Genomic DNA, 13,023 nt, shown 5'->3' with positions numbered 1-13,023 from the left:
TTGGAAACTCCTTTACATGTAAAGATTAAATTAGAGTTTTGGACCCGCGTTAGAAAAATCAGAATCGGCTGTAATGTATTTTTTGAAATTCTCAATAAACATCTCTGCAAGCTCATCTCTGGTTGCATCGTAAAGGCTTTTATTTTCCCACGTACTTTTAGGATTGAGCACTTCGGTTGGAACGCCTGCAAGCGCTTTAGGGGCTTGAATATTAAAGACCGGAATCGTTTCAAACTCACACTCGTTGATACTGCCATCAAGAATGGCGTTAATACACGCACGGGTTGCTTTAATGCTCATACGCTTACCGATACCATAGCTTCCGCCACTCCAGCCTGTGTTGACCAAGTAGACATCCACATTGTGCTTGGCAATCTTTTCGCCTAAAAGCTTCGCATACACGGTTGGGTGCAGGGGTAAAAACGCCTCACCAAAACATGCGCTAAAGGTCGCAACGGGCTCAGTTACACCACGCTCTGTTCCGGCGACTTTGGCGGTATAACCACTCAGAAAGTAGTACATCGCTTGCTCTTTGGTGAGTTTGGAAACAGGAGGCAAAACGCCAAAAGCATCAGCGCTTAAGAAGATAATTTTTTTAGGGTGACCTGCTTGGAGGCTTGCTTCATGATTGTCAATATGGTAAATGGGGTACGAAACGCGGGTATTTTCTGTTTTAGAAGCATCGGCATAATCCACGACACCGTTGTCATTGATGACAACATTTTCTAAAAGGGCATCTTGACGAATCGCGCCGTAAATTTCAGGCTCACTGCTTGGATCAAGGTTGATACATTTTGCGTAACAGCCGCCTTCAAAGTTAAAGACACCCTCATCATCCCAACCATGCTCATCATCGCCAATTAACTTACGTTTAGGATCGGTTGAAAGCGTTGTTTTACCAGTACCTGAAAGACCAAAGAAAAGGGCAGTATCGCCTTTTTCGCCTACATTCGCAGAACAGTGCATGGAGAGTTTACCTTCTAATGGTAACCAGTAGTTCATCATCGAGAAGATACCTTTTTTAATCTCTCCACCGTACCATGTGCCTCCGATAATCGCGATATTCTCTTCGACATTGAAGACGACAAAAACATCGGAATGCAGGTTGTGTTTTTTGTAGTCATCGTTGACCATTTTACATGCATTGTAGAGCACAAAGTCTGGTTTAAAATGGGTAAGTTCCTCTTCGATTGGACGAATAAACATGTTTTTCACAAAATGAGCTTGCCATGCAATCTCCGTAACCACACGAATGCTTTTACGACTCGCTAAACTTCCACCACTGTAAGCATCTTGAACGTAAATATCTTTACCAGAGAGCTGTTTTTTGACTTTGTCAAACAGTTCTTCAAAAATCTCTTTACTGACCTTATGGTTCATTTTGCCCCATGAGATGTACTGATTGGAAGGTGCTTGATCTACAAAATATTTATCTTTCGGGCTTCGACCTGTAAAAATTCCAGTATCGACACTAAACGTACCATTGCTGGTGACACGCCCTTCGTTATTGGCAATTTCATGTTTCAGCAACGTTTCATAATCAAGGTTGTAGTGAATCTTCCCCATAGTGGTTAAGCCTAACTTTTCAATTTCATTAATCTTCGACATCGTGTTTATATCCTCAAAACTTTTTATTTAAAAATGGACAGCAGCACACCTGCTGCAACCGCAGAGCCAATGACACCTGCCACATTTGGACCCATCGCATGCATTAAAAGCATATTGCTTGGATCTTCCTTCATGCCTTCTTTATTAGAAACCCTTGCTGCCATAGGCACAGCACTGACACCTGCTGAGCCAATGAGTGGGTTTACTTTGTGTTTGCTAAACTTATTCATTACTTTTGCCATAAGAACACCACCCGCTGTTCCCATAGAAAATGCCACCAAGCCCAAAAACAAAATTCCCAATGTTTCCGGAACCAAAAACTTTTCAGCAGCTAATTTTGAACCAACAGAGAGACCTAAGAAAATAGTTACAATGTTAATTAAGGCATTTTCCATTGTATCCGACAATCGTTTGACCACACCCGATTCACGTGCTAAGTTTCCAAAAGCAAGTGCGCCAATCAAAGGAGTTGCATCGGGCAACATTAAAATACACAAAATCATCACCGTAATAGGAAAGATGATTTTTTCCATTTTAGAGACTTCGCGTAACTGCTCCATCTTAATGAGCCGCTCTTCTTTCGTTGTAAGCGCTCTCATGATAGGAGGTTGGATAATAGGTACCAACGCCATATACGAATACGCTGCTACTGCAATTGCACCTAAAAGATCCGGTGCCAAACGAGTCGCAACGAAAATAGAAGTAGGCCCATCTGCTCCACCAATAATACCAATGGCGCACGCATCTTTGAGCGAGAAATTGATAAAACCTGTGTATTCGGTCAAAATAGCCGCACCTACGATCGTACCAAAGATACCAAGTTGCGCTGCCCCTCCCAAAAGAGCCGTCTTTGGGTTTGCCAAAAGAGGTCCAAAGTCCGTCATAGCACCCACACCCATAAAAATCATCAAAGGGAAAAGCCCTGAGCTAATACCCATCGTAAATAAAATTCCCAAAAATCCCTCAGGACCAGCGATGTCTGCCACAGGAATATTGGCTAAAAATCCACCAAAAGCAATGGGAATGAGCAGTAATGGCTCAAACCCTTTGGCGATAGCAAGGTAGAAAAGTAAAAAACAGATGGCGATCATCACAACCCTACCCGCACCTTGATTAAACGTAGAGATCGTAATGCCGTGCATTACCATTCCTTCTTGAGGATTAATCATGGCATTAATACCCGTAGATTCGTATAATGAGACGAAAAGCTCTGATACACTTTTCGATTTATAATCTTGATTTAAATTCTCTTTGGCTACATTCTCTGCATTCAGTAATGATGGCATCATCATTACGAATCCTAGTAGCAACAGCACCCCCATAATCTTTTTTTTCATTTTATCCCTTATAGCGTTACAAGCAATTGATTATTGACGATGGTATCCCCTTGTTTAACTCTAACACTACTGACCACACCATCAGATGGTGCTGCCACTTCAATTTCCATTTTCATGGCTTCAATCACAATAACGGGTTGGCCTTTACTCACTTTATCGCCGACATTCACAAGTACTTTAAAGATCGAACCAGGGATTCCTGCTTTGATTTCAGTACCGTTTGAAGAAGCAGAAGTTGCGACACCAGCGCCACTTGTTTCATCACTGCATCCCTCTTCGATTTCGATAAAATACTCTTGCCCGTTAATGACAAAAGCATCTTGTTTATCGGAAGATTTAACATTGTATTTTTGACCATTGACAATGACCGTATAATCTGAAGAGGCACTGCAAACAATCTTTCCTTTTTCTGCTTTACCAATTTTACGCACATTGACTTTTGCTTCACCTTTGAGGAATGCAACGCCTTTTTCTTTACATGAAGCGGCAATAAAGAGATTCTCTTCGGTTGTAGGAAGTCCCTCTTTTTCTAATATCTGTTTTACATTAGCAAGCGATTTGCTCTCATCTGCATCCGCCAAATCAAGTGCATTTTTCTTCGTTGGTTCCAATTTCAGTTGCTCGCTGGCAAGTGCTACAACGTTTTCATCAGGAGCAACGGGCGTTTTTCCAAAGTAGCCAAGAACCATTTTGCCATAGCCCTCGGCAATTTTTGTCCACGATCCAAACATCACGTTATTAAACGCTTGTTGGAAATAAAATTGGGATACAGGTGTTACACTCGTACCGTATCCTCCTTTTTCAACCACTTCACGCATTGCTTTAATCACTTCTGGGAATTTATGTAAAATGTTGTTATCGCGAAGCATTTGTGTGTTGGCAGTGAGTGCACCGCCTGGCATTGGGGAGAAAGGAATTAAAGGAGAGACTTGCACCGCTTCGGGTGGCATAAAGTAATCTTTTAAACAGTCTTGTAACACATCTTCATAAGTGAGAATTTTTTCAAGCTCAAGGCCTCCAAGATCGTAATTTTTACCTTTAACCGCGTGAAGCATCGTTAAGATGTCTGGTTGAGAGGTTCCGCCACTCACAGGTGACGCTGCAAGATCGATGCCATCAGCACCTGCTTCGAGTGCCGCGAGATAACACGCCACACTCACACCTGCGGTTTCATGCGTATGCAGTCTGACATGCGTGCCTTCAGGAAGGAGTTTTTTAGCCATTTTTATGGTCTCATACACTTTTTGAGGGCTGGACGTTCCGCTTGCATCTTTAAAACAGACACTGTGATACGGAATACCTGAATCCAAAATCTCACGAAGCGTTTTCTCATAAAAAGCAACATCATGAGCCCCCACACATTTAGGAGGAAGGTCCATCATTGTCACCACGATTTCGTGTTTAAGTCCGTGATGCACAATGCGTTCACCGCTGTATTTGAGGTTTTCAACATCGTTCAGTGCATCAAAGTTACGAATCGTTGTCGTGCTGTGCTTTTTAAACATTTTGGCATGCAAGTCGATCAAATCGCGATTGCCAGTATCGAGCATAACGGTATTGACACCGCGCGCTAAGGTTTGAAGATTGGCATCAGGGCCTGCGATAGCGCGAAAACGATCCATCATCTCAAAGGCATCTTCATTGAGATAAAAGTAAAGGCTTTGAAAGCGAGCACCTCCACCAAATTCAAAATGGCTAATGCCCGCATCTCTTGCTGCAGCGACTGCAGGGAGAAAATCATCCATCAGTACACGTCCACCAAAAACCGATTGAAAACCATCTCTAAACGTTGTATCCATCACATCGATGTATTTTTTAGCCATCTTACTTTGCCCTTTTTACTGTTTTGATTTTTTTTTGTATGACTGAATAGAAGCAGCAATGGCTGCAACAACTGTGAAGTTATCTTTTTGTGATAATTCTTGTGTAGAATTGTGAACACTTACCTCTTTAGGAGGAAAATATTTGAGGATAATTTTAGCCTGAAGCTCCAAAACAACAACCATTAAGACTAAAAACATAAATACAGTGGACATCCCTAAAACCAAGAATTTAAGGCTTTCCACAATCAGATTCACTTCCATAGACGCAACCCTTTTTGTTTAAATTCAACTAAAAAGCATAGTCAAAATTTTAGTATTTTATCATTTTATTTATTAAATCAACCCTATGGAAAAGTGGTTTTGAAGGTGGGGGAGTTGGGTCAATTCATTCTCAAATAAAGAGTGATTGACCCATGTTTACATGTAAAGCAGAATCCTTAAGAAATAGCGCGCTCAAGGAGATAAAAGAGTGAACGATACTCTAATCCACTCTCTTCACTCAGACCAATTTCGCATGGCTTTCCTGTTGAAAAGGCTAATTTTGTATCACTCGGAATGGACGATTTTAGATGACGTAAAGCCGATTTATTGAGCTCTGGATAGTTAAACCCACGATCTCCTGCAAACCCACAACACGTTACATCCGCAGGAACGGTTACCTTCGAGCTGCATAAGCGTGCAATTTTTTCAAATTTCTCTGTTAAGCCCATCTTTCTTGTGCTACAGATGGAATGAATCACGATAGGATCATTAATCTGTTTAATCGTCAAGCGATCCAACAAAGAATCGTGAATAAACTCAATAGGGTCATGAACTTTTAAACCAGAATCAAAATACTCCATCATCGTTTTCGTACACGAACTCATATCACACAAGATAGGGTATTTCCCATTTTCGCTTGCTTTATTAAGCGCAGCTTCTAACTCCATTGATTTTTGTTTGCCTTCTGCTTTATAACCCTTACTGGAGAAAGGCATACCACAGCAGAGCGGTTTTAGCTGTTCTGGAAAAATGACTTCATAACCCGCTTTTTCCAAAATACCAATGATGAGTTCATCTAACTCTTTCTCTTCACCTTTTGGCTTTGGATTGCCCATTGTGCGATTCAAACAGGATGAAAAATAGACCACTTTTTCAGCCATACCAAAGAGTTTTCGACTGTCTTTAAACGTATGACCTCCTGGAAGACTGGTTGTCCATAGTGGCAATTTATTGCCACTGAGCGCGGTAACACCTGCGCTCATTGCTTTCATCACACCATCAGGAATAACAGCGTTAACACCTTTGACAGCACTCAGTACAAAACTACCTACGCCTAAAATGGTTCCATAATTATTGGCAATCATTCCAGCTAATTTGTGTTGCGTCGGTGTAATTTGGTGTGCACGAATCTTCTTCGTCAATGCACCCGTGTCAATGCCAACCGGGCAGACCAGTGAACAGAGTGAACACGTTGCGCAGGTTTCAACACCATCGTACTGGTACAAAGCTTGAAACGCTTCAAACGCTTCTTCATCTCCTGCATTTTTAAGGGTACTCATATAACGATTGGAGACAATACGCTGTCGTGGGGTGAGTGTTAAAAAATTCGATGGGCAGACAGGTTCACAAAAACCACACTCGATGCACTTATCGATATACTCATCCGTGACGGGCATTGATTTGAAATTTTTAAGATGCGCTTTAGGATCGCTATTGATAATAACACCTGGATTGAGAAGCCCTTTAGGGTCAAAAATATTCTTAATCTCTTTCATGAGTGTATAAGCATCATTTCCCCATTCCAGTTCCACAAACGGCGCCATATTACGCCCTGTTCCGTGTTCGGCTTTAAGACTTCCATGGTATTTTGTCGCCACTTGTTCAGCGACATCTTGCATAAACGCTTCGTAGCGTTGAATCTCTTTAGGATCTTCAAAGGCTTGGGTGAAGACAAAGTGAAGGTTACCATCCAACGCATGCCCAAAAATAATTGCTTCGTTGTAGCCATATTTTTTGAAAAGTTCTTGAAGCTCCAACGTGGCATCCGCCAAAGACTCGATAGGATACGCCACATCTTCGATGATAACGGTCGTTCCACTCTCACGCACGGCACCAACAGCGGGGAAAAGTCCTTTACGAATTTTCCAATACTTCGTATACTCATACACATCTTTGGTAAAATGCAGTGGCATTTCAGGCTCAATGTGGGAGAGTTTTTCCAAAATAATCGCAATATTGGTATCCAATTGCGCATCATTTTCAGCGCGACTTTCAACTAAAAGAGCGGTCGCTGTAGGACTAAGCGTTTTAAGGAAACTTGGCATGCCCTCTTTACTTTCAACACTCGCAAGTCCTGCTCGATCCATCAGCTCAGCGGCTGCCACATTGTCTTTACACTGTGTTTTAAGCACAATTACCGCGTCACAGGCATCTTTGATGTTTTTAAAGATCATCAACGCACTGGCTTTATCTTTGTACTCAGGAACGGTTCTAAAGGTAATCTCTTTGATAAATCCAAGCGTTCCTTCGCTACCGATCATGAGGTGCGCGATAATATCGATCGGATCTTCATAATCCACGAGCGCATTGAGGCCATACCCACAGGTATTTTTGATCTTAAATTTGCGGACAATTTTATCGTGAAGGGCAGGATTGGCTTTAATCTCAGCGTGGAGCGCGCTAATACGCTCTACCAGAGCGTGATGGTATTGTTTAAACTCTTTGATACTTTGGGGTGACGCCGTATCGAGTTCAGAGCCATCATGGAAGATAATCTTCATTGCTTCAAGCGTTTTATAGGAATTGTCGGCTGTACCACAGCACATACCACTGGCGTTATTCGCTGCAATTCCTGCAATCATCGCAGAGGTAATACTCGCTGGATCGGGACCGATTTTTTTCCCATACGGAAGCAAATATGCATTCGCATCCGAACCAAGCACCGAAGGTTGCATGGTAATGGTACTCGCCTCTTTATTGATATTGATCTTTTTCCAATCACGTGAGGTCATGAGTAAAATGGAATCGGTAATCGCTTGCCCAGAGAGGCTTGTCCCTGCAGCTCGAAAAACAACTGGCAAGGAGAGTGAAGAGGTGATTTTAAGAATTTGACTCACTTCATCCGCATTATTGGCCCAAACGACGACTTTGGGAACTAACCTGTAAAACGAAGCATCCGTACCGTATGCTATGGTATGAAGGGGATCTGTAAAAATTCTCTTCTCGGGAATAAACGTGATGATTTCATTATAGAAATCAAGATACTTTCCGCTTAATAACATTCACAATCCTTTATAGGGGGTTTTAGTCAGTGTAGCAATTTGACATAAAAAACACATGATATTTTGTCAAAAAACTTTACATGTAAAGCCTATCAAGTCAAAAAGTGACATACCTTACATGTAAAGAAGAAGATGCGAAACATTTTTTACAAACGAAGCTATTTGAGCATCATGGAGACGCCATACATCTCTGGGAAAAGTGTAAAAATAACCATCACTAAAACCTGCAAAAGAATAAATGGTACCACTCCTTTGTAGATGTCCATCGTTGTAACAGACGAAGGTGCAACGCCTCTGAGATAAAAGAGGCTAAAGCCAAACGGTGGCGTTAGAAACGATGTTTGCAAGTTAAGTGCGATTAAAAGCGCATACCAAACAGGGCTCAGCCCGATCGCTTCTGCAATCGGCGCTAAAATAGGAATGATAATATAAGAGATCTCCACAAAATCGATAAAAAAGCCCAGTGCCATAATTGCGAGCATCGAGACAACAATAAAGCCCCATTTATCGCCTGGCAAAGAACGCATAACCTCTGCGATAATTTCGTCGCCACCTGTGTAGCTAAAAACCATGGAGAAAGCGGTCGCGCCAATTAAAATGGCAAAAACCATTGCCGTTGTACGCACGGTCTCCATCGATGCTTCATGGATCATTTTAAACGAAAACGATTTGTATATCCACGCCAAAATCATCGCACCAATACACCCAACAGCAGAAGACTCCGTAGGCGTTGCGATGCCTTCAAAAATAGAACCCAAAACCAAAATAATTAAAATGAGTGGTGGCAAAATTGCTTTAAACGCATTCACCACTTGTTTGGATTTGCTGTGCATCAACTCACTTTTAGGGATAGAAGGAGCCATCTCTTTGTTGAAAAAAGAGACGATAGCGATATAGAGAATATAAACAGCCACTAGTGTCAATCCTGGCCAAAAAGCGCCCTCAAAAAGATCACCCACGGGAAGTTGAAAGACGTCGCCTAAAATAATCAAAACAACGGATGGTGGGATAATCTGCCCCAGTGTTCCTGAAGCGCAGATGGTTCCACATGCGAGGGATTTGGAATAGTTGTATTTGAGCATGACGGGCAAGGAGATAACGCCCATTGCCACAACGCTTGCTCCAACAACACCGGTCGATGCGGCAAGAAGGGCGCCTACTAAAACCGTGCTGATGGCAAGGCCTCCACGAATTTCGCCAAACAAAAAGCCCATCGCTTCTAAAAGACGCTCCGCTAAACGTGATTTTTGTAAAATAATGCCCATCAGAATAAACATTGGAACGGAGATAAGAATCGTGTTGTTCATAATGCTCCAAATACGATGGGGCATAAAAGCAAACATACGCGCACCCGCATCAAGCCCTTCCATCAACGTACCACCATCACCCAAAGAGGCTATAACGCCCGAAGCCAAACCAAAAAAGACCGACACCGCACCAAAAGTAAACGCAACAGGGAAGCCTATAAGAAGCATCAGCATGCCTACGACAAACATTACAATACCGATCATAACTCTTCCTGCTTTCTAAAATATGCTTTTGTGACACCTCGGTAAATGTTGATATTTTTAATAATAAATCCAAGCGTCATAAAAATCAATAACCAAAAGGAAAACGGGATCAACGCTTTTAAAATCCAGCGGTGCGTCAGACCTCCTGGATCGCTGCTAATTTCGTTAGAGGTAAACGCTTCCATCACAAACCCCACAGAGCTTAGCGCAACTAAAAGGGCAATAGGCATCATAAAAACAATCGCGCCAAAGATATTGACCAACGCTTTTTTCTTGTCGCTGAATTTTGCGTACAAAACATCCACGCGCACATGTGAATCTTCCATAAGTGCATACGAAGTCCCAAGGAGAATAATGACAGAGAAAAGATGCCACTCCATCTCTTGAAGTGCGATGGAGCCACTTTTAAAAAGATACCGCATAAACACATCGTAAAAGATATTTAACATCATCACAAGCATCAACCCTGAGCAAAGATGCCCAATCACGTGGCTGATTTTATCAAACCATTTTTCAATCGTTAAGAGCATTGAAATCCTTTTTCCAAAAATGCAAAGCGAGAACCTTCTTCCAAAGATGCTCGCTTTATCTTTTACGAAATGCTGAAGTAAACGCTTCATGCAACATCTGAGCCGTTGGCAAAACAGGTTACATGTAAAGCATTAATAACGCAGAATATACCCCACATCAACTACCGTTTCGATGCACTCAAACGGAATTTTTTTACGCAGCCGTCGCATCAAAGAGCGAATCGAATCCAAACTTGCGAAATTGCCTTCCCAGACCATCGCTTGAATTTTGTCAAACGTAACGACTTTGCCTTTTTCGCTAATGAGTACATTTAAAAGAAGTTTTTCTTTGCGCGAAAGGTGTTCTTCGTGTTCCTGCCCTATACGAAGCAAGCTTGTTTTAAAATCAAAACAACACTCATGCCCTAAATCAACAATATCATGGCGAATATTGCAGAGTTTTTCAATTTTAATTTCAAGCTCATCAATGAAAAAAGGCTTTTTCAAAAAGTCATTGCATCCAAAATTATAAGCATCTTTGATCACCTCCAGTTCCACACTAGAACTCATGATAATCACCGGCGTCTCTGGGTAAAAATCGCGTATTTTTTTCAATATTTCAATTCCATCAAGACTGGGGACGTTGATGTCTAAGAGAAAACAGGCATAGCCATTATCCAAAGCATCATACGCTTCTTGCCCATCCATAAACGAATCAATATGATACCCTTTCGCTTCCAACCGCTTGACAATGGTGGCATTAAAGCGTGCATTGTCTTCTAAAAGTAAAATTTTCATTCGTTGCCTTTGTTTGCATTAGGAACTAAAATAGTAAATTCGACCGTACTGACATCTCTGTTTTGAACGCGAATACTCCCACCCATCTTATCTTCAATAATCATCTTCGCCATATAAAGTCCCAAACCCGTTCCATTTTTGTTCGTCGTAAAATAAGGATCAAAAATAAACCCAATAATTTTTTCGGGGATAAACCCTCCATCGTCGCTAATGACAATTTTGGTATAAAACATCTCACGATCAACTTCAATGCTAATTTTCCCACCTTTGTGCGCTTTAACCAGTTTAATTTTAGCATTATTAATGACATTAATGAGTACTTGTTTAAACTCATTCTCAAAACCATATACAGGAAAAGAGTCGTCCTCTTTAAGATAGATGACACTAAGATCAATATGCGCATAAAAAATCTGTCTTCCAATGATTTCCAACACTTCGTTCAGCGCTTTTTTAGCACAAAAGAGTGTCTTCTTGGTTGAAGGTTTAAGGAAATTACGGAAGTCTTTAAGCGTTTGTGACATGTATTGTATCTGAATGATGGCGTCGCGTACAAACTCTTTCATTTTCACCCGATCCATCTCGCCATTATTAAAACAAAACTCCATATCTTGCATAATAGCAGAAAGCTCCACCAAAGGCTCATTCCACTGATGCGCAACGCCCGCGATCATCTCGCCCATCTCAGTCAGTTTCGATTGTTGAATTAAAAATTGTTGTTGTTGTACCCGCTCTGTCATATCATCCATAATACAAACAATACCGCCCACACTCCCATCAATATTGCTGTACACTGCTTTACTCAGCGTAAAAAGACACGCCCTTTTTTTGGGGATGTGAAGCATTAATTCAAGCGTATCAGAACCTTTCTTGGCTAAGAGTTCAACATCGCTTTTTCGCCTTTCAGATGCCCACTCTTTTGGAAAAAAATCGAAAACTGATTTTCCAATAATCTCCTCTTTACTCTGGTCATAAAGCTTTGCAAACGCCATATTACTCCCAATATACTTCCCCTCAACATTGGTAAAATAGATAGGATTTGGGATGGTATCCAACAGAACTTTAATAAACTCCAGTTGGTTTTTAAGCGCCATTTCACTCTGTTTTCGAATACGCACATTTTGCATCAAAAAGAGAATAATCATAACGATAGCGCTAAAAATAGCAGTAAAAAGCCAAATATAGTGCTTATACTCTTCGTAAAAGGAGAAAGGCTTATTGATCACTTCATAATTTTTTAAAACAGGGGATGGATCTATTTGATGGTTAATGAGCTCATTATAATCAAAAAGATAACGGTTGGGACTCTTTTGTACAATGGGAACATGGCTTGGATCTTTCCCTGCTAAAATTTGCTCGACAATTTTACAGGCAGCTTCTGCTTGCGCCGTCGCACTGGTTAGAAATCCACCCACAATGCCATAATCTAAATAAAAATCCCAAAGCCCATAGATAGGGGTATTGGTAATTTTGCGAATCTGTTGTAAATTATCTTTATAGGTAAAAAAGCGTCCTGTTTTATCCTTAAAGAGGAGAACCCACAAAATAGCACTGTTTTTGCTAAGCCCCGCTGTTTTTGATGCGATCTCGTCCATATCCATACTATCAATATGCTCAATTTCGATGCGACTTTCATACTTGGGACTCACAGCATCAATCTCTTTGCGAACGGCATCGCCTGTGATTGTTTTCTCATTTATAATCAAGATTTTATCAAGATTGGGTTGCAAACTAATCATCAAATCAATATTTTTTTCAATATCCACATTTTCAACCACGCCACTAATGTTTTTGATCCCTTCAATTAAAGAGGGTTCAAAATTATTAATACCTACAAAAACAATGGGCGTTTTTTTTGAAAAAAGCTCTTCATAATGTTCTTTAACAAAGGCTAATGCGCTATTATCCACGGCGATAACAACATCAAACGTGTAGTGTTTAAAACGCTCTTGGTAGTAGTGGTAAAAAGTATTTAAATACTCAGGGCTATCGACACGTTTTGTGTCCATATACACAGAAGATACAAAAATATTTTCTTTATCTAAAAAGTTTTTTTCAATGACTTTGGAAATATCATCGCTCCATTTGTAGCCTTTATGATACGAATGGATGATCAATATATCCTTTGAATTTTGAGCGAAAAGCACTCCCAAACTCAAAAAACAGAGTAAAAAAAT

At 40.9% G+C, this 13,023-nt stretch carries 9 protein-coding genes; all 9 read right to left on the bottom strand.

All coding sequences use genetic code 11. The features are described from left to right. Positions 1-30: 30 nt before the first annotated feature. The 9 genes from pckA to SHALO_RS03965 all read right to left on the bottom strand — a co-directional run bounded on the left by pckA (position 31) and on the right by SHALO_RS03965 (position 12,963). A complete protein-coding gene (pckA, locus tag SHALO_RS04005) occupies positions 31-1,608 on the bottom strand; it encodes a phosphoenolpyruvate carboxykinase (ATP) (RefSeq protein ID WP_069477460.1) in 1,578 nt (525 codons plus the stop codon). Positions 1,609-1,631: 23 nt separating this feature from the next. Next, positions 1,632-2,945 (bottom strand): sodium ion-translocating decarboxylase subunit beta, encoded by a 1,314-nt coding sequence (locus SHALO_RS04000; protein ID WP_069477459.1) that lies wholly within the window; start codon positions 2,943-2,945, stop codon positions 1,632-1,634. A gap of 8 nt (positions 2,946-2,953) precedes the next feature. Beyond that, positions 2,954-4,768, bottom strand: a complete 1,815-nt coding sequence (locus tag SHALO_RS03995) for a biotin/lipoyl-containing protein (protein ID WP_069477458.1) — start codon at positions 4,766-4,768, stop codon at positions 2,954-2,956. 15 nt (positions 4,769-4,783) lie between these two features. Beyond that, positions 4,784-5,029, bottom strand: coding sequence for an OadG family transporter subunit (locus SHALO_RS03990; protein ID WP_069477457.1), 246 nt, complete (start codon positions 5,027-5,029; stop codon positions 4,784-4,786). Positions 5,030-5,205: 176 nt separating this feature from the next. Then, positions 5,206-8,031 carry an FAD-binding and (Fe-S)-binding domain-containing protein gene (locus tag SHALO_RS03985; protein ID WP_069477456.1) on the bottom strand — a complete coding sequence of 942 codons (2,826 nt, stop codon included), beginning with the start codon at positions 8,029-8,031 and terminating at the stop codon, positions 5,206-5,208. 158 nt (positions 8,032-8,189) lie between these two features. Beyond that, positions 8,190-9,542, bottom strand: a complete 1,353-nt coding sequence (locus SHALO_RS03980; RefSeq protein WP_069477455.1) for a TRAP transporter large permease — start codon at positions 9,540-9,542, stop codon at positions 8,190-8,192. Further along, on the bottom strand, positions 9,539-10,072 hold the full coding sequence (locus tag SHALO_RS03975; protein ID WP_069477454.1) for a TRAP transporter small permease subunit: 534 nt from the start codon (positions 10,070-10,072) through the stop codon (positions 9,539-9,541). The genes SHALO_RS03980 and SHALO_RS03975 overlap by 4 nt, the downstream gene beginning before the upstream one ends. Before the next feature lie 132 nt (positions 10,073-10,204). After that, positions 10,205-10,849: a response regulator transcription factor gene (locus SHALO_RS03970; RefSeq protein ID WP_069477453.1), complete on the bottom strand. Its 645-nt coding sequence runs from the start codon at positions 10,847-10,849 to the stop codon at positions 10,205-10,207. Then, positions 10,846-12,963 carry a sensor histidine kinase gene (locus SHALO_RS03965; protein WP_238585285.1) on the bottom strand — a complete coding sequence of 706 codons (2,118 nt, stop codon included), beginning with the start codon at positions 12,961-12,963 and terminating at the stop codon, positions 10,846-10,848. The genes SHALO_RS03970 and SHALO_RS03965 overlap by 4 nt, the downstream gene beginning before the upstream one ends. Between the last annotated feature and the right edge of the window lie 60 nt (positions 12,964-13,023).

The sequence above is a fragment of the Sulfurospirillum halorespirans DSM 13726 genome, assembly GCF_001723605.1.
GTDB lineage: Bacteria > Campylobacterota > Campylobacteria > Campylobacterales > Sulfurospirillaceae > Sulfurospirillum > Sulfurospirillum halorespirans.
This window is presented reverse-complemented; position numbering and strand designations above follow the sequence as displayed.

Coding starts and splice junctions, on each gene's coding strand:
- SHALO_RS03980 (WP_069477455.1), bottom strand. CDS start 9,542: ATGATCGGTATTGTAATGTTTGTCGTAGGCATGCTGATGCTTCTTATA.
- SHALO_RS04000 (WP_069477459.1), bottom strand. CDS start 2,945: ATGAAAAAAAAGATTATGGGGGTGCTGTTGCTACTAGGATTCGTAATG.
- SHALO_RS03970 (WP_069477453.1), bottom strand. CDS start 10,849: ATGAAAATTTTACTTTTAGAAGACAATGCACGCTTTAATGCCACCATT.
- SHALO_RS03985 (WP_069477456.1), bottom strand. CDS start 8,031: ATGTTATTAAGCGGAAAGTATCTTGATTTCTATAATGAAATCATCACG.
- SHALO_RS03990 (WP_069477457.1), bottom strand. CDS start 5,029: ATGGAAGTGAATCTGATTGTGGAAAGCCTTAAATTCTTGGTTTTAGGG.
- SHALO_RS03975 (WP_069477454.1), bottom strand. CDS start 10,072: ATGCTCTTAACGATTGAAAAATGGTTTGATAAAATCAGCCACGTGATT.
- pckA (WP_069477460.1), bottom strand. CDS start 1,608: ATGTCGAAGATTAATGAAATTGAAAAGTTAGGCTTAACCACTATGGGG.
- SHALO_RS03995 (WP_069477458.1), bottom strand. CDS start 4,768: ATGGCTAAAAAATACATCGATGTGATGGATACAACGTTTAGAGATGGT.